The 16459-nt window shown below is 66.3% G+C and carries 14 protein-coding genes and 2 pseudogenes; 11 read left to right on the forward strand and 5 right to left on the reverse strand.

The genetic code is table 11. From position 1 onward, the window contains the following. Window positions 1–603: pseudogene (locus A3728_RS04705) on the reverse strand (amidohydrolase family protein); the annotation flags it as partial. Window positions 604–795: 192 nt separating this feature from the next. Between A3728_RS04705 and A3728_RS04710 the strand changes: the two are divergent. The 6 genes from A3728_RS04710 to A3728_RS04735 are packed head-to-tail and all read left to right on the forward strand — an operon-like array spanning window position 796 to window position 7882. After that, window positions 796–1626 (forward strand): FAD binding domain-containing protein, encoded by an 831-nt coding sequence (locus tag A3728_RS04710; protein WP_067920728.1) that lies wholly within the window; start codon window positions 796–798, stop codon window positions 1624–1626. Next, entirely contained in the window at window positions 1619–4369 is a 2751-nt protein-coding gene (locus tag A3728_RS04715; RefSeq protein WP_067920730.1) for a molybdopterin-dependent oxidoreductase, read from the forward strand. The genes A3728_RS04710 and A3728_RS04715 overlap by 8 nt, the downstream gene beginning before the upstream one ends. Continuing rightward, window positions 4362–5873, forward strand: a complete 1512-nt coding sequence (locus A3728_RS04720; RefSeq protein WP_067920732.1) for a 6-hydroxynicotinate reductase — start codon at window positions 4362–4364, stop codon at window positions 5871–5873. The genes A3728_RS04715 and A3728_RS04720 overlap by 8 nt, the downstream gene beginning before the upstream one ends. Continuing rightward, complete coding sequence (locus A3728_RS04725; protein WP_067920734.1) at window positions 5870–6724, forward strand: UPF0280 family protein; 855 nt, start codon at window positions 5870–5872, stop codon at window positions 6722–6724. Before A3728_RS04720 ends, A3728_RS04725 begins: the two co-directional genes overlap by 4 nt. After that, window positions 6717–7301, forward strand: coding sequence for an amino acid synthesis family protein (locus tag A3728_RS04730; protein WP_067920736.1), 585 nt, complete (start codon window positions 6717–6719; stop codon window positions 7299–7301). Before A3728_RS04725 ends, A3728_RS04730 begins: the two co-directional genes overlap by 8 nt. Then, window positions 7298–7882: an amino acid synthesis family protein gene (locus tag A3728_RS04735; RefSeq protein WP_067920738.1), complete on the forward strand. Its 585-nt coding sequence runs from the start codon at window positions 7298–7300 to the stop codon at window positions 7880–7882. Before A3728_RS04730 ends, A3728_RS04735 begins: the two co-directional genes overlap by 4 nt. A gap of 14 nt (window positions 7883–7896) precedes the next feature. Here A3728_RS04735 and A3728_RS04740 read toward each other — a convergent pair whose 3' ends face one another. After that, complete coding sequence (locus A3728_RS04740; protein WP_082851073.1) at window positions 7897–8358, reverse strand: MarR family winged helix-turn-helix transcriptional regulator; 462 nt, start codon at window positions 8356–8358, stop codon at window positions 7897–7899. 171 nt (window positions 8359–8529) lie between these two features. On the opposite strand from A3728_RS04740, the gene A3728_RS04745 reads away from it, so the two are divergent. The 5 genes from A3728_RS04745 (at window position 8530) to A3728_RS04765 (ending at window position 14284) form a co-directional block, all read left to right on the forward strand. Next, window positions 8530–9597, forward strand: coding sequence for an aromatic ring-hydroxylating dioxygenase subunit alpha (locus tag A3728_RS04745; protein ID WP_067920740.1), 1068 nt, complete (start codon window positions 8530–8532; stop codon window positions 9595–9597). A 55-nt stretch (window positions 9598–9652) separates the two neighbouring features. Then, window positions 9653–10879, forward strand: coding sequence for an ABC transporter substrate-binding protein (locus A3728_RS04750; protein ID WP_067920742.1), 1227 nt, complete (start codon window positions 9653–9655; stop codon window positions 10877–10879). Between the two features lie 69 nt (window positions 10880–10948). Then, on the forward strand, window positions 10949–12811 hold the full coding sequence (locus A3728_RS04755) for an ABC transporter permease (RefSeq protein ID WP_067920744.1): 1863 nt from the start codon (window positions 10949–10951) through the stop codon (window positions 12809–12811). Then, window positions 12808–13590, forward strand: a complete 783-nt coding sequence (locus A3728_RS04760; protein ID WP_067920746.1) for an ABC transporter ATP-binding protein — start codon at window positions 12808–12810, stop codon at window positions 13588–13590. Before A3728_RS04755 ends, A3728_RS04760 begins: the two co-directional genes overlap by 4 nt. Beyond that, window positions 13583–14284 (forward strand): ABC transporter ATP-binding protein, encoded by a 702-nt coding sequence (locus tag A3728_RS04765; protein ID WP_067920753.1) that lies wholly within the window; start codon window positions 13583–13585, stop codon window positions 14282–14284. Before A3728_RS04760 ends, A3728_RS04765 begins: the two co-directional genes overlap by 8 nt. 83 nt (window positions 14285–14367) lie before the next feature. On the opposite strand, the gene A3728_RS04770 is transcribed toward A3728_RS04765, so the two are convergent. The 3 genes and pseudogenes from A3728_RS04770 to A3728_RS04780 form a co-directional block, all read right to left on the reverse strand. Beyond that, window positions 14368–15210, reverse strand: a complete 843-nt coding sequence (locus A3728_RS04770) for an NAD-dependent epimerase/dehydratase family protein (RefSeq protein ID WP_067920755.1) — start codon at window positions 15208–15210, stop codon at window positions 14368–14370. 17 nt (window positions 15211–15227) lie between these two features. Then, window positions 15228–16004: an HpcH/HpaI aldolase family protein gene (locus tag A3728_RS04775; RefSeq protein WP_067920748.1), complete on the reverse strand. Its 777-nt coding sequence runs from the start codon at window positions 16002–16004 to the stop codon at window positions 15228–15230. Further along, a pseudogene (locus tag A3728_RS04780) lies at window positions 16001–16420 on the reverse strand (NAD(P)/FAD-dependent oxidoreductase); the annotation flags it as partial. The pseudogene A3728_RS04780 and the gene A3728_RS04775, both read right to left, overlap by 4 nt. Between the last annotated feature and the right edge of the window lie 39 nt (window positions 16421–16459).

Below are 16459 nucleotides of genomic sequence, written 5' to 3' on the forward strand. Positions count from 1 at the left end.
CTGGATGCCGTATTTGCGCGCCCAGCCGACCATCTGCGCGGCGGTCTTGCCGTCCTTCACGGTGCCGAGGCCCACTTCGCCCAAGAGGGTGACGCCAGCCTTGGCCAACTCGGCAAAGTCTTCCTCCACCATGCCATGTTCGATGACGGGCGCGCCCGCGTGGACCTTGACGCCCGAGGGGCGGAAATTCTCGTACCAGCGCTGTGATGCGATCGCCATCGCCTTTAGGCCGACGACGTCCTTCGGGCGGCCCGGCATATGGACCTCCCCCGCCGAGATCAGCGTCGTGACCCCGCCATGCAGCGTCGAATCGATCCAGTGAAGCTGTTGCTGGCGCGGGGTATAGTCGCCCACCACCGGGTGCACGTGGCTGTCGATCAGCCCGGGTGCCAGCGTCACCCCCTCCGCATCGATGATCGTATCGGCATCCTCGCAATCCATGTCCGCTGCGCGGCCCCAACTGTCGATCTTGCCGTCGATGGCGATCAGGCAATCCGCCTCGATCACCGGCTCCTCCATCCGGCCCGACAGGATATATCCGATGTTGCGGATCACCAGCTTGCGCGACGTTTCGGAAGGCGGGGGGGCGGAATCTGCAGGCATGATGCGCTACCTTTTCTGACGCGAACTCGTTTGAACGCTAACAGAATTCATTTGCCGATCAAGCATTGCCATCGGACCCTGATGAATTTCCCTGCCTCGGGCGGGAATTCATTTGACTCAAGCGAGGTTCGGAATTCTTATTCGTGTACCAACAAGTTTTCGACCGGCCCGCCGGGGCGGTGAGGGGGCGTGATGAGCTATCTCGCGGCGACGGAACTACAGGAGGCGCTCGCGCTCGCGGGGCGCGGCGGCGTCCATTTCATCGCGGGCGGCACCGATTGGTTCCCCGCCCAGGCGGAGCGGCCTTTCGCGGGCGACCTGCTGGATATCAGCCGCATTGCCGGGCTGCGGGGGCTGTCCCGGCAGGAGGGTCACTGGCGCATCGGGGCAACCACCACATGGACGGACATCCTGCGCGCCGATCTGCCGCCTGCCTTTGCCGGTCTGAAGACGGCGGCGCGCGAAGTGGGCTCTGTCCAGATCCAGAATACCGGCACCGTGGCGGGAAACATCTGCAACGCATCGCCCGCCGCCGACGGTGTGCCGCCGCTTCTGGCGCTGGATGCGCGCGTGGAACTGACGGCTCAGGACGGGCGGCGCGTACTGCCGCTGGGTGCCTTCATCACCGGGCCGCGCCAGACACTCAGGCGGGAAGGCGAACTCGTCACCGCGATCCTCGTGCCCGATCCGGCCTCGGGGGCGCGGTCCTCCTTCGTAAAGCTGGGTGCGCGGCGATACCTCGTGATTTCCATCTGCATGGTCGCGGTAACGGCAGAGGTTACCGGTGGCCTGTTGCGCGATCCCCGTATCGGGGTTGGTGCGGCCTCGCCCGTGGCGATGCGGCTTCCATCGCTCGAAGCGCGGCTGGAGGGGATGCCGCCCGCCGAAGCCGCCGCCTCCCTTCGGGCGGGGGATTTCGACGCGCTGTCGCCCATCGATGACGTGCGCGCCACGGCAGGCTACCGGCGCGAGGCGGTGATCGAATTGCTGCGCCGCGCCCTGGGGGAGATCGGGGATGGATAAGCGCAGCGATACCCTCATGACCTCCTTTGCGTTGAACGGTGCGCAGGTGCAGCTTGACGCGATACCGGGCCAGCGGCTGTCGCAGGCATTGCGGGACGGGCTGGGCTGCCGCGATGTAAAGGTCGGCTGCAATGCCGGCGACTGCGGCGCCTGTACCGTCCTGCTGGATGGCGATCCGGTCTGTGCCTGTCTCGTTCCGGCGCAGCAGGCCGCGGGGCGCCGGGTAGAAACCCTGTCCGGGCTGGTGGCGCGGGATAAGGACGCCCAGAACCTCGCGACCGCGTTCCAGCACCATCAGGCGGCGCAATGCGGCATCTGCACCCCCGGCATGATGGTCTCTGCCGTGGCGCTGCTGCGCGCGGTGCCCCGCCCGGATGAATCGCAGGTCATGGATGCGCTGGGCGGTGTGCTCTGCCGCTGTACGGGATACCGCAAGATCGTGACCGCGGTGAGGGAGGCGCATGCCGCCGCCGCCATGGTCCCGGCGGGCACGGGCCTCGGCAGTCCTGCCCGGCGGCTCGATGGTGCGGCGAAGGTGGATGGCTCCGCCCGCTTTGGCGACGATGTGGCCCCGGCGGGCGCGCTGGTGGCGCGGGCGATACGGTCGCCCTATCCCGCGGCCAGTTTCGTCCTTGGCGATGTTCGGGCGTGGCAGGACGCGCATCCCGGCGTGCACTGCGTGCTGACGGCGGCGGATGTGCCGGGGGAAAACGCCTTTGGCGTCATCCCGGGGTTCATCGATCAGCCGGTCTTTGCGGTTTCCCACGTGCGGTTCCGGGGGGAGGCGATTGCCTGCGTCGTGGGCGAGGCCCGCGCCATGGCGCGGCTGGACCTTGAAAGCTTTCCGGTGGAATGGACGCCACAGAAAACCGTGGCCACCGTGGCGGAGGCATTGGCGCCGGATGCGCCGCAACTCTTTTCCGACCGCGAAGGCAACGTCATGTGCGGCGGGCTGGTGCAATGCGGCGATGCCGACGGCGCGCTGGGCCGCGCGGCCCATATCGTGGAGACGCAGATCACGACGAGCTTCGTGGAACATGCCTATATCGAACCCGAGGCAGGCTTTGCCGAGATGGTGGAGGGGCGGCTGCATGTCCATGCCTGCACGCAGGCCCCCGGCATGGACCGCGAGGCGCTGGCCGGTATCCTCGCCCTTGACCGGGGCGCGATCCGGGTGGTGCCCACCGCTGTCGGCGGCGGCTTCGGCTCCAAGATCGACCTGTCGCTGCAGCCCTTCATTGCGCTGGCGGCGATGCGCACGGGCCGCCCTGTCCGGATGACCTATGACCGGGGCGAGTCCCTGCGCAGCACCACCAAGCGCCACCCGGCCGAGATCAGCCTGAAGCTGGGCGCGACGGCGGAGGGCCGCATCAGCGGGATGACCTTCGACGGCGATTTCAACACCGGTGCCTACGCCAGTTGGGGCCCCACCGTGGCGAACCGCGTGCCGGTCCATGCCAGCGGCCCCTACCGAATTGCCGACTACCGCGCGCGCAGCCGGGCGGTGCATACCCATTGCCCGCCCTCGGGGGCGTTCCGGGGCTTCGGCGTGCCTCAGTCGGCCATTGCACAGGAAACCGCCTTTGACTTGATGGCGGAAAAACTGGGCCTCGACCCGCTGGAGTTCCGCCTGCGCAATGCCCTGAGAGATGGCGTGCCCACCGTCTGCGGGCAGGTGTTCGAACAGGGCGTGGGGATTGCCGCTTGTCTGGATGCGCTGAGGCCCGCATGGGAAGCGGCGAAGGCAGAGTGCGCCACCTTCAACGCGGGCGGCCATGGCCGCCGGTTGCGCGGCGTGGGGCTGGCTTCGGCGTGGTATGGCTGCGGCAATACCTCGCTGCCGAACCCCTCGACCATCAAGGCCGGTGTGCGCCGCGACGGGCGCATCGTGCTGCATCAGGGGGCGATGGACATCGGGCAGGGGGCCGACACGGTCATTCCACAGATCTTCGCCGCCGCCATCGGTCTTTGCGTGGAGGACCTCGTGATTGCCGGGGCGGATACCGACATCACGCCTGATGCCGGAAAAACATCCGCCTCGCGTCAGACTTTCGTGTCGGGTAACGCCGCCCGGCTGGCGGGGGAGGCGTTGCGGGGCGCGATCCTGCGACAGGTCAATGCCGGCCCCGCCGCCGACATCGCACTGGAAGGTGGTGCCGTTCTGGTCACCGAAGGTGCGCGGCGCGAACGGCTGGAGCCGTCGCGGCTGGAACCGGACGCAGAGGGCTACGTTCTGCGCGCGGAAGAAACCTATGATCCGCCCGTGGCGCCCATGGACCGGAACGGTCAGGGCGCGCCCTATGCCCAGTTCGGTTATGCCGCACAGCTTGCGGTGGTAGAGGTCGACGTGCCGCTGGGGCTGGCGCGGCCCCTGCGGTTCGTGGCGGCCCATGACGTGGGTCGCGCGATCAATCCGCTGCTGGTCGAAGGGCAGGTGGAAGGCGGCATCGCGCAGGGCCTCGGCATGGCGCTGATGGAGGAATACCTGCCGGGCCGGACGGAGAACCTGCACGACTATCTCATCCCGACCATCGGCGATGTCCCCCCTGTCGAGACGCTGATCCTCGAGGTGCCGGACGCCCATGGCCCATATGGCGCCAAGGGGCTGGGCGAACATGTGCTAATCCCCACCGCGCCCGCCATCTTCAACGCCATTTACCACGCAACCGGCGCCCGCGTGACCCATGCGCCCGCAACGCCCGCCCGGCTGCGCGCCGCCCTGAAGGAGGCCGGACATGCCTGACGATGCGACGCCGCCGCAGACCGGAGAAAAGGAGCGCCCCCCGTCCGCGAAGATCCGCTGCGATGCCTGCCCGGTGATGTGCTACATCGCTGACGGCAAGTCGGGGGCTTGCGACCGCTATGCCAACCACGCGGGCGAACTGGTGCGGCTGGACCCGCTCACGGTGATCCAGTCGGGCGCGCAGGCGGTGGCCTTTCTCGATCAGGGGGGAAACGCGCAGGACTGGGACGGTGACGTCATTCAGGGCGGGCGCGCCTTTGTCACGGCGGTGGGTGCGGGCACCACCTATCCCGATTACAAACCCGCCCCCTTCATTGTCAGCCAAGAGGTCGACGGCGTCGACATGGTTACCGTCGTGACCGAGGGGATATTTTCCTACTGCGGCGTCAAGGTGAAGATCGACACGGATCGCCACATCGGCGAGGAACGCGCAATCGTGCGCGTGGAGGGCGAGGCGGTGGGCCACGTGATGACCTCCGAATACGGCTCAAAGATGCTGTCGCTCGGGGGGGTCGAACACCTGACGGGCGGCTCCAAGAAAGAGGGCCGCGTCACCTGCGATGCGCTGCTGCGTCTCTGTAACCGCGAAGCCGTCGAGATGACGATAGACGAGGGCTGCACGCTGGTGGTTCAGGCCGGAAAGGCACCCATCATCAACGGGGTGCCGGAAAAGCTGATGCGGGTGGGCTGCGGTTCCGCCACCATCGGGATGTTCGCCAAGCAGTGGCACGGCCATGTCGACGAGGTCGTCGTGGTGGATGATCATATCACCGGCGTGCTGAGCGAGCATGAGGCGGGCCGGGGGTTGGAGATGACGCCTTCGGGCATCAGGGTAAAGGGGCGCAGGTCCACCCCGGGGCGCTATTTTCAGGTGGCCGAGCCGGGCACCGGCTGGGGCGGGACGGACGTGGAGGACCCGCTGTCGATCCTGAAACCCGCCGACCCCAAGAAGGCATGGCCGGGCCTGCGGCTGCTGATGATCTCCACCACCGGGGAGCAATGGGGCTATTTCGTGCTGGATGACGATCTGCAGCCACGCCCGGCGGAGATCACCGCACCCTTGCTGGCCGTTGCCGAAAGGATTGCGGAGAATTGCGAACCGTCGCTCTGTTCGGTCCTCTTCATGGGGGGGGCCGGGGGATCGCTGCGCGCGGGGGTCACGGAAAACCCCGTGCGACTCACCCGGTCGGTCAAGGACGCGCTGACCTATGTCTCCTGCGGTGGGGCGGAGGCCTATGTCTGGCCCGGGGGCGGGATCACCGTGATGGCCGACGTGATGGACATGCCGACGAACTCCTTCGGCTATGTGCCCACACCCGCGCTCGTGGCGCCCATCGAATTTACCCTGCGGCGCGAGGACTACGGCGCGCTCGGCGGTCATGTGGAACATGTGCGCCCTGTGGCGGAGGTGATCACCCCCGCCGTGCGCAAGGTGGGCCCGATGAATCAGCAGCCGGACCCGAACGATCATCGCAACTACACGTGGAAGCGGGGCCGGGAATGAGCATTCAGGTCGCGCGGTTGCCGGGGAACCGGCTGCACCTTCAGCACGGGCCCATCGATCTGGTGATCGGGGCCAATGGCGCGCGCGAGCCTGCCTTTGCCGCCGCCGAAGATCGCTTTGCCACGATACTGGCGGAACTGACGGCGGAACTGGACCTGCTGCGCCGCCCCGTGACGGCGGGGGATGTGCCGAAGGGCGCTGTGGCACGGCGGATGCATGAGGCCGCGCGCCCCTTTGCCGATGGCCAGACCACGCCGATGGTGGCCGTTGCCGGTGCGGTGGCCGAAACCGTGCTTGCCGCCATGACCGATGCCGCCCCGCTAGACCGGGCCTATGTCAACAACGGGGGCGACATCGCCCTGCACCTGCGGGGTGCTGCGCGCTTCGACGTGGCGCTGGCCACCCCGGACGGTGGCCGCTGGGGTAGCCTGAGCCTGACTGCATCGGATGCGCCGCGCGGAATCGCCACCAGCGGGCGGGGCGGGCGGAGCCACAGCCTCGGGATCGCGGATGCGGTCACGGTGCTTGCACCCTCCGCCGCCATGGCCGACGCTGCCGCGACGATCATCGCCAACGTCGTTGACCTGCCGGGGCATCCTGCCGTTCTCCGCAAACCTGCGAGGGAGCTGCGCGAGGACAGTGATCTGGGCGACGCGCCCGTCACCCTTGCCCTCGGCCCCCTGTCGCCCGAGGATACCGCGCGCGCGCTGGAGGCCGGCCTGCGGCGGGCCACGGAATTGCAGCAAGGCGGGTTGATCGCGGGGGCGGCTCTGTTTCTGCGGGGGCAGGCGCGCCTGCTCGGCCTGCCTGCGTACCAGCGCCATCCCCTGAAGGAGTTCGCATATGCATGACGTCCTCATTCGCAAGACTTCGGTCTGCGTCGAAGAGATCTTTCACGAAGGCGGCCCCGTCGCGGACCGCCCGCCCAAGCGCGGCTGGATCATGTCGGTGATCCGCAACCCTTTCGCGGGCCGCTACGCCGAAGAGATCCAGCCCTTCATGGAAGACCTGAAGCCGCTGGGCCTCGGCATGGCGCAGAAGCTGCTGGCCGCATTGGGCGGGGAGGCATCGCAAATCGAAGGCTATGGCAAGGGCGCCATCGTCGGAACGGCGGGCGAGTTGGAGCACGGCGCGCTCTGGCATGCGCCGGGGGGCTACGCCATGCGCGACGTGCTGGGCGGGGCGAAGGCCATCGTGCCCTCGACCAAGAAGGTCGGCGGGCCGGGCACGCGGCTCGATGTGCCCGTCACCCACGTGAACGCCTCCTACGTGCGCAGCCATTTCGACAGCATCGAGGTCGGCCTGCCGGATGCGCCCCGGGCCGATGAACTGGCCTTTGTGCTGGTGATGACGACGGGGCCGCGCGTGCATCACAGGGCCGGCGGATTGGCGGCTGCGGAAATCGAAGGAAAGGACGGATTGAGATGAAGGCCGAGATACGCAAGATCGCCACATGGGTGGAGGAAACCCGCCGCGAAATGGGGCGGGACATCGAGCCGCCCACCCGCAAGGCCGTGGCGGTGGCTGTCATCGCCAACCCCTTTGCGGGCCGCTACGAAGAAGACCTGTCGGACCTGATGGAGATCGGGGCCGAATTGGGCGGGGTCCTGGGGGAGCGCTGTGTAAAGGCGCTGGGCATCACGCCGGCGCAGGCGGAAAGCTACGGCAAGGCGGCCATGGTGGGCGAGGCGGGCGAGCTGGAACATGCCGCGGCGATCCTGCACCCCAAGCTGGGCGCGCCATTGCGCAAGGCGGTGGAAAAGGGCGCGGCGCTGGTGCCGTCCTCCAAGAAGATGGGGGGGCCGGGGCAGGTGCTGGACGTGCCGCTCGGCCATAAGGACGCGGCCTATGTACGCAGCCATTTCGACGGGATCGAGGTGCGGCTGAACGATGCGCCCCGCGCGGGCGAGATCATGGTTGCCGTGGCGGTCACCGACAGCGGTCGCCCTCTGCCGCGCGTGGGCGGGCTGACCCACGAAGAGGCGGAGGGCAAGGACGGGCTGCGCTAGGCGCGCTTGACGCGTTAGAGCTTGTCGAGGAGGGAAAGAAGCCGCGCGGCCTCCCGCTTGGTCAACCGGGCCAGCGTTTCTTCGGAAATGGCGCGGGCGGTGGCGACAGCGTCAGACGCAAAACGAGTCCCCTCCGTCGTCAACGAGATATCGAGCCGCCGCATGTCGGTGCCCGAAGGCGCGCTTTGCACCAGCCCCTTGCGGCGCAGCCGGTCCACAACGCCTTTGGTGGTCGCGGCATCCATGCCCACGCTGCGGCCCAGCTGGTTCTGGCTGATCTGGCCGGTTTCGCGCAGCTTGGCCAGAACGGCGAACTGGGTTGGCGTTACCTCGGGCAGGCGGCGCGAGAAAATCTCGATATGGCGCTGACTTGCGAGCCGCAGCTTGAAGCCGATCTGGTCCTCCAGCCGGTAGCTTTCGGCCCCTCGTGTCGGGGGCGTATCGGGGTCGGCGCGGGGTGGGGTATCGGTTGGCAAATGTGTCGTCCTTCGCTGAAGCGCCGCGGGCCGCTGCCTGCGGCACCGGTGGAATACCGGGCGCTTTTGCTACTTATAGCTGCCAAAATTTTGTTTGACAGCTAACAATTTCTTGGTGCTTCATGGGGCCATCGCTTCCGGTCCCGATGCAACCTTGAAGGAGCAGGCCGCATGCCATTCGTCAAGAACAGCTGGTACGTCGCCGGGTGGTCAACGGATTTCGAGGACCGGCTGGTCCCCCTGACGATCTGCGCCCAGAACCTCGTTTTGTTCCGGACCCGCGCGGGCGAAATGGTAGCACTAGAGGACCGCTGCCCGCACCGCCTTCTGCCGCTGAGCCGGGGCAAGCGCATTGGCGATACGATCCAATGCGGCTATCACGGCATGACCTTCGGGGCCGACGGGCGTTGCGTCCGGGTGCCGGGGCAGTCGAACCTGCCCAAATCGGCCTATGTAGACGCCTATCCGACGCTCGAACGCCATGGGATCGTCTGGATCTGGATGGGCGAGCCAGAGGCGGCGGACCCGGCCCTGTGCTTCGACATGCCGGAGCTTGCGGATCCGAACTGGCATGTCCACCACGGGGACAAGCTGCATATCCGCGCCAATTACCTCAATGTGGCGGAAAACCTTGTCGACCCGGCCCATGTCAGCTTCGTGCATCCCACGACACTGGGCAATGCGGCGTCGGAAAACGTCCCCGTCCACGTCAAGACCGGCGGCGAGGCAATCGTCGCCTGGCGCTGGATCCGCGATGCGGAACCGATCGGCTTTTTCAAGAAGTTCGGCGGCTTTTCCGGCAACGTGGACCGCTGGCATTACTACTACCTGCATCTGCCCTCCACCGCGGTGATCGATTTCGGCAGCGCCGACGCCAATCTTGCCCTTCCGGAGGAGGAGCGGGACAAGGGCGTGCGCATCTTCGCGCTGCATTTCGTCACACCGGTGGAGGAAGGCTATACCATCGATCACTGGATGCATCTGCGCAACACCGCGCTGGGTGACGAAGAGGCATCCGAGCAGATGGACCGCATGTTTCGCATTGCGTTCGACGAGGATAAAGCCATTCTGGAGGCGATCCACGAAGAGGAGCAGCGCCCTCAGAAGCGCAAACCCATCCGCATCGCGATCGACAAGGGCCCGAACGTGTACCGGATGCGCATCCGCGACATGCTGGAGGCCGAAGCCACGGTCGATCTGGGCGAACCGGTATCGCCGGTCTTCGTTCAGCACGACTGATCGACATTGAACAATCGGGGCGGCTCGGACCGTTCCGCAACGACAGGGGGACATGATGAACAGAAAGACATTCCTGACGGGCATCACGGGTCTGGTGGCAGCCAGCACATGGGCCGCGAGCGGCATGGCGCTGATGGCGCAGTCCGGTGAGCCGATCAAGATCGGAGAGATCAACCACTACAAACGCCTCGCCGCCTTTGCCGAACCCTACAAGAAGGGCATCGAACTGGCGCTGGAGGAGATCAACGCCGAGGGCGGCGTGTTGGACCGCCCGCTCGAATTCATCTTCCGCGACGATCAGGGCGATCCGGGCGAGGCGATCAAGATCGCCGAAGAGCTGATGACCTCCGAAGGCGCCGCCATGATCACCGGCTCCATCCTGTCCAACGTGGGGCTGGCCATCGCCTCGCTCGCGGCGGAAAAGGAATGGGTGTACCTCGCGGCGGAACCGTTGGCCGATGCCGTCACATGGAGCCAGGGCAACCCCTGGACCTTCCGGCTGCGCGCCTCGACCTATATGCAGGCCGCCATGCTGGCCGAACAAGCCGCCCAGACCGATGCCGTGAAATACGCGACCATCGCGCCCAACTACGCCTACGGCAAGGACGCGGTGGCGGCCTTCAAGGAGGTGCTGACCGAACTGAAGCCCGAGGTGGAGTTCGTGGGCGAGCAATGGCCCGCGCTCTTCAAGATCGACGCGGGCGCCGAGGTTCAGGCGCTGGAACGGGCAAAGCCCGATGCGATCTATAACGTGACCTTCGGCCCCGATCTGGCCAAGTTCGTCCGCGAAGGCGGCACCCGCGGCCTGTTCGAGGGGCGCACCGTCTATGGCCTGCTGTCCGGGGAGCCTGAATATATCGAACCGCTGGGCGACGAGGCCCCGGAAGGCTGGGTGGTGACCGGCTATCCCTGGTACGATTTCACCGAAGACGACGGTGCCAACAAGGCCTTCGTCGATGCCTATCAGGCCCGCTGGGAAGAAACGCCCAAGCTGGGATCGCTCGTGGGCTACATGACGGCACAATCCATCGCCGCCGCCATCGAAAAGGCGGGATCGACAGAGGGTGACGCCATTCGGCAGGCCTTCGAGGGGCTGACCGTCGAAACCCCGGTCGATACCATCACCTTCCGCGAAATCGACAACCAGGCGACCATGGGCGCCTTCGTCGGTAAGACCATGCTGAAGGACGGTGCCGGTGTGATGACCGACTGGACCTATAAGGACGGTGCCGACTACCTGCCGTCCGACGAAGAGGTGGCCAAGCTGCGCCCCGCCGAATAGGCGCGCGCAGGATAGCCCAAGCTCCCCCGGCGTGGTCCGGGGGACGCCACCGGTCCAGCAGGAGAGTTCATGGGTCTGTTCATCGCACAGCTTCTGACCGGGCTTGCCAATGCCGGTGCGCTTTTCATGGTGGCCTCAGGCCTGTCGCTGATCTTCGGCGTGACCCGCGTGGTTAACTTCGCCCATGGGTCCTTCTACATGCTGGGCGCCTATGTCGGCTATACGCTGATGCAGGTGCTGCCCGGTGCGGTGGGCTTCTGGGGCGCGATCCTGCTGGCCGGGCTGATCGTTGGGCTGATCGGCATCATCGTCGAGATCTGCGTGCTGCGCCCCGTGTATTCCGCGCCCGAACTGTTCCAGCTTGTGGCGACCTTCGGCGTGATCCTCGTGATACAGGACCTTACCCTGATGATCTGGGGGCCGACGGACCTGCTGGGCCCCCGCGCGCCGGGGCTGAAGGGGGTCGTGCGGATCATGGGCGAACCGGTGCCGCAATATGACATCGCACTCATTGTCATCACGCCCTTTGTGGCGCTGGCCCTGTGGTATCTCATCGCGCGCACGCGGGTGGGCACGCTGGTCCGGGCCGCCACCCAGGACAGGGAGATGGTGGGCGCACTTGGCGTCAATCAGGCGTGGCTCTTTACCGGGGTGTTCTTTCTGGGCTGCGCGCTTGCGGGCCTCGGCGGGGCCTTGCAACTGCCCAAGGGCGGCGCGGATCTGCTGATGGATTTCTCCATCCTCGCGTCCGTCTTCGTGGTGGTGGTGATCGGTGGCATGGGGTCGCTGCCGGGGGCCTATCTGGCGGCGGTGATCATCTCCGTCCTCAATGTCTTCGGGGTGACCTACCTGCCGCAATCCACGCTGGTGCTGATGTTCGTCGTCATGGTGATCGTGCTGATGGTGCGCCCCTTCGGCCTTCTGGGCCGGGAGGAGGTCGCCGGCGAACACGGCCAGGTCGGAGAGCCCGAGCGCCCGATCCGCCCGGCGGGCACCGGGGTGCGGCTGCTTGTGGCCTTCCTGCTGGCCCTGCTGGCCTCGGTGCCGCTGCTGGGCAGCAACTTCTACAATGTCCTGATCACCGACATCCTGATCTTCTGCCTCTTCGCGGCCTCGCTGCATTTCCTGCTGGGGCAGGGCGGGCTGGTCAGTTTCGGCCACGCGGCCTTCTTCGGTGGCGGCGCCTATGTGGCCGCGCTGCTGGTGACCTATGCGGGCACGCCCATGGAACTGGCGCTGCTGCTGGCGCCCTTGGGCGCGGGCCTTGCCGCCATTGTCATCGGCTGGGTCTGCCTGCGCTCCACCGGGGTCTACTTCGCCATGCTGACGCTCGCCTTCGGCCAACTGCTGTGGAGCCTTGCGTTCCAGTGGGGCGACATCACCGGCGGGGACGACGGGCTGGTCAATATCTGGCCGTCCGACTGGGCCTCGGACAACGTGGTGTTCTTCTACCTCGCTCTCGTTCTCTGCGTCGGTGGCATCCTGCTGCTGCGCCACGCGGCCCATGCGCCCTTTGGCTACGCGCTGCGCGCCGCCCGCGACAGCGCGCGTCAGGCCGAGGCGACGGGGATCAACACCCGCCATGTGCAGTGGGTGGCCTTTACCTTCGCCGGCACCATGGCGGGGCTCGCCGGGGGGCTTTTCGTCTTTTCCAAGGGCAGCGTCTTTCCCAACGAGCTTGAGATCGCGCGCAGTTTCGATGCGCTGATCGTCGTCTTCCTCGGCGGGGTGAAGACGCTGTCGGGCGGCTGGGTGGGCGGCGCCTTCTTCGAAAGCGTGAAGGACGTGCTGACCCGGTTCGAATACTGGCGGCTGGCGCTGGGGCTGCTGATCATCTTCGTGGTGATCGTCGCCCCCGACGGGATCGTCGGCAGCCTGCGCAAGCTCGGTGAACGGCTGGGCTGGCTGCGCGGAGAGAGGGAGCTGCGATGACCCCGGTCCTGTCTGTCCGCAACCTGTCGCGCAGCTTCGGCGCCATCCGCGCGGTGGATGACGTCAGCTTCGATCTCGCCCCCGGTGAGCTTCTGGCGCTGATCGGTCCCAATGGCGCGGGCAAGAGCACCTGTTTCAACATGCTGATGGGCCAGCTTCGTCCCTCGGCTGGAAAGGTGCTGCTGAAAGGGCAGGAGATTACCGGCATGCGGCCCCGCCGCATCTGGCGGATGGGCGTGGGCCGGACCTTCCAGATCACGGCGACCTATGCCTCCATGACAGTAGTGGAAAACGTGCAGATGGCACTGATCTCGCACTACCGCCGGATCTATGCCCCGCTGCCCTATGCCACGCGCCTTTACCGCGATGAGGCGATGGACCTGCTGGAAACCGTGGGCATGGAGGATCAGGCCGACCGGCATTGCGCCGTGCTGGCCTACGGCGATCTCAAGCGGCTGGAACTCGCCACGGCGCTGGCGCATGATCCCTTCCTGCTGCTGATGGACGAACCCACCGCCGGGATGGCCCCGCGCGAACGGATCGGTCTGATGCAGCTCACCGCCGATATCCTGAACAGCAAGGGGATCAGCGTGCTGTTCACCGAACATGACATGGATGTGGTCTTCGCCCATGCGCACCGGGTCATGGTGCTGAACCGCGGCCAGCTCATCGCCAATGGCCCGGTGGAGGAAATCCGCGCAGACCCCCGCGTGCAGGAGGTCTACCTTGGTGGCGGCACCGTCTTCGCCGCGCAAGCCGCGGGGGCCCATGATGCTTGAACTGGAAAGCGTGGATTCCTACTACGGCAAGGCGCAGGTCCTCAGCGACCTCAGCCTTACGGTCGGGGCGGGGCAGGTGGTGGCGCTGTTGGGCCGCAACGGCGCGGGAAAGACCACGACGCTGAAATCGGTCATGCAGCTTGTCCGCCCCCGGGCGGGCCGGGTCACCTTCCGCGGGCAGGACATCACCCGGCTGCCGTCCTACAAGGTCGCGCGGATGGGTCTGGGCTATGTCCCGGAAGAACGGCGCATCTTCACCGATCTCACGGTGCTTGAGAACCTCGAAGTCGGCCGCCAGCCCGCGCGCGATGGCTCGGTCGCATGGACGCAAGGCATGCTCTTCGACCTCTTTCCGAACCTTGCGGAACGCAGGCACAACCGGGGCAAGGCGCTTTCGGGCGGCGAACAGCAGATGTTGACCATCGCGCGCTCGCTCATGGGCAATCCCGCGCTGATCCTGCTCGATGAACCCTCCGAAGGCATCGCGCCCGTCATCGTCGAGCAGATGGCGAGGATTATCCTGCAGCTCAAGACCGAGGGCCTGACGGTGCTGCTCTCCGAACAGAACCTGCATTTCGCACAGGCCGTGGCCGATGCCGTGGTGATCATCGAACATGGCTCCGCGAAGTTCGCGGGCAGCCTTGCCGAACTCAAGGCGCAGCCCGAAATCCGCGACGCCTACCTGTCGGTCTGAGCCGCCCCTTCACCCTTTTTCAAATACTCCCCGCGGAGCGTCCCGCCGCCTGCACCATGCACGGGCGGCGGGGGCGGGCCGCATCAGGTCTTCTTTCGGTCGTCCACGATGTTCATCTGCGCCAGACCGCTCTGGCCCAGATCCACCTTGGCGAAGGGGCCGCCGTGGCACATCTCGCCGGGGTCGGTCACATCCGGGGCATCGGTCTGCGCCAGAACCTCTTCGGCGAATTGTTCGGCATTGTCCTTGGGCCGGTAACCGAGGAAGGAGGCCTTTGCGTTGTCCACCGGGGCGCGGTCGTTGTTGCTGACCCCGTAGATCACCGAGAATCCGACCGACGGCGTATCGATCGCCCGCGTCACGAGGTGGATGAGATCATCGTAGGACAGCCACGACCCCAGCGCGCGGGCGTTGTTGACCTGTGCCGCGCTCAGGATGCGCAGGTGAACCGATTCCAACTGCCGCTTGTCCCAGTACATGCTGCCCATGTCCTCGGTGAAGCATTTGGCCAGCCCATAGAAGGTATCTGGCCGGTGCGGCGCGTCGATGCCGATGAAATCCGCCTTCTTGTGCATCCCCACCGCGTGGATGGAGGAGGCATAGACCACCCGCCGCACCCCGTGCTGCGATGCGCCCTCGAAGATGTTATAGGACCCGATGAAGTTCGGCCCGAGCAGTTCCATGAAGGGCTTTTCGTCGACGATGGCGCCGAAATGGATGACCATGTCGGCGCCTTCCAGCAGCGGCACGATCTCATCGTATTGCGCAAGGTCCGCGCGGTGGTAGCTTTCGCCGTCGTAAAGCGTGCCGATGTCCTCGGCGATATCGGTGCTGACGAGTTCATCGGCCATCTTGCTCAGCGGTTCCCGCAGGTAGGAACCCAGCCGCCCCGCTGCGCCGGTCAGCACCAGTTTTTTCAACTTCATCTCATACATCCTTCAGTTCATTCGGCAATCTTGTCACGCACGGCGGCCAGCAGCCGGTCCGCCCCCTTGGCGAGCAGGCCTGCGTCGGATCCACAGGCCACGAAGGTGAACCCTTCGGAAAGAAGCTCGGCGGCGAAATCCGCATCCGACACCAGCGTGCCCACGGGCATGCCGCGATCGATGAGGCGGCGCGCGGCGGGGCGGATCAGGTCCCAGACCTGCGGCGCCATGGGCTGGCCCAAGAGGCCGATGTCCGCGCCGATATCCGCCGGGCCGAAGAAGATGCCGTCGACGCCGTCCACCTCGGCGTAGGCCACGGCGTTTTCCACCGCTTGCCGGGTTTCAAGCTGGACCAGGATCGCGGTCTCCTCCTCGATCCGGGTGTAGTAATCCGTGATGCGGCCAAAGGCATTGGCCCGCGCGGTCCCGGCCACCCCGCGTTTGCCGCGCGGCGGATAGCGGCAGGCGGCCACGGCGGCGCGAGCTTCCTCCGGCGTTTCCACCATGGGAAAGAGCAGTCCCGGCACGCCCAGATCCAGCAGGCGCTTTACCTTGACGGGATCGTTCCAGTCGGGCCGCACGATGGCGGTCGTGCCGCTGGCGGCGAAGGCCTGAAGCTGGCCCAGCAGCGTGTGCAACTCGTTGGGGCTGTGCTCCATGTCCAGCAGGGCCCAGTCATAGCCCGCGGGCGCAATCGCCTCCGCCGCGTAGGGGCTGGAGAGGCTGACCCAGATCCCCACCTGCCGGTTTCCGGCGCGCATAGCTTTCAGAAAGGGGTTGGTGGACAGTTTCAAATCACGGCCCTTTCTAGGAAAGTCCGGTTTTCCGCGATGCGGTCGTAATCGAAGGGCGAAAGGTCCAACGCGCGGTATTCGCCGTAGGTGATCAGTTCTGCCGTCCCGCGGCCCATCGCCGGGGCCTGCTGCAACCCGTGCCCTGAAAAGCCGTTCACGAAGACGAAATTGCGCAGTTTGACATGCCGCCCCAGGATCGCGTTCTGATCGAGCTTGTTGTAGGCATAATGCCCCACCCAGGCGTTGATCACCTTGACCCGTTCGAAGGCGGGCACGCGGGTGGCGATCACGGGCCAGACCTTGTCCTCCCACAAGTCGTGGTCAAAGGCGAAATCGTCATAGGCAATGTCGGGGTCGTCGTCGGGCGGGCATCCGGCGAGGTAGTATCGCCCGTCTGTGCGCATGTGCACGCCCGACGACGACCCCGACATTGCCTATGACGATTTCGCCTTTGA

Origin of the sequence: Sulfitobacter sp. HI0040 (genome assembly GCF_001634885.1) — a bacterium.
Classification (GTDB): domain Bacteria; phylum Pseudomonadota; class Alphaproteobacteria; order Rhodobacterales; family Rhodobacteraceae; genus Sulfitobacter.

Bases quoted from the DNA above. Each gene is read 5' to 3' on its own strand.
- A3728_RS04760 (WP_067920746.1), top strand. From the start codon at position 12,808: ATGACCCCGGTCCTGTCTGTCCGCAACCTGTCGCGCAGCTTCGGCGCC.
- A3728_RS04720 (WP_067920732.1), top strand. From the start codon at position 4,362: ATGCCTGACGATGCGACGCCGCCGCAGACCGGAGAAAAGGAGCGCCCC.
- A3728_RS04770 (WP_067920755.1), bottom strand. From the start codon at position 15,210: ATGAAGTTGAAAAAACTGGTGCTGACCGGCGCAGCGGGGCGGCTGGGT.
- A3728_RS04710 (WP_067920728.1), top strand. From the start codon at position 796: ATGAGCTATCTCGCGGCGACGGAACTACAGGAGGCGCTCGCGCTCGCG.
- A3728_RS04750 (WP_067920742.1), top strand. From the start codon at position 9,653: ATGAACAGAAAGACATTCCTGACGGGCATCACGGGTCTGGTGGCAGCC.
- A3728_RS04755 (WP_067920744.1), top strand. From the start codon at position 10,949: ATGGGTCTGTTCATCGCACAGCTTCTGACCGGGCTTGCCAATGCCGGT.
- A3728_RS04735 (WP_067920738.1), top strand. From the start codon at position 7,298: ATGAAGGCCGAGATACGCAAGATCGCCACATGGGTGGAGGAAACCCGC.
- A3728_RS04765 (WP_067920753.1), top strand. From the start codon at position 13,583: ATGCTTGAACTGGAAAGCGTGGATTCCTACTACGGCAAGGCGCAGGTC.
- A3728_RS04745 (WP_067920740.1), top strand. From the start codon at position 8,530: ATGCCATTCGTCAAGAACAGCTGGTACGTCGCCGGGTGGTCAACGGAT.
- A3728_RS04725 (WP_067920734.1), top strand. From the start codon at position 5,870: ATGAGCATTCAGGTCGCGCGGTTGCCGGGGAACCGGCTGCACCTTCAG.
- A3728_RS04715 (WP_067920730.1), top strand. From the start codon at position 1,619: ATGGATAAGCGCAGCGATACCCTCATGACCTCCTTTGCGTTGAACGGT.
- A3728_RS04730 (WP_067920736.1), top strand. From the start codon at position 6,717: ATGCATGACGTCCTCATTCGCAAGACTTCGGTCTGCGTCGAAGAGATC.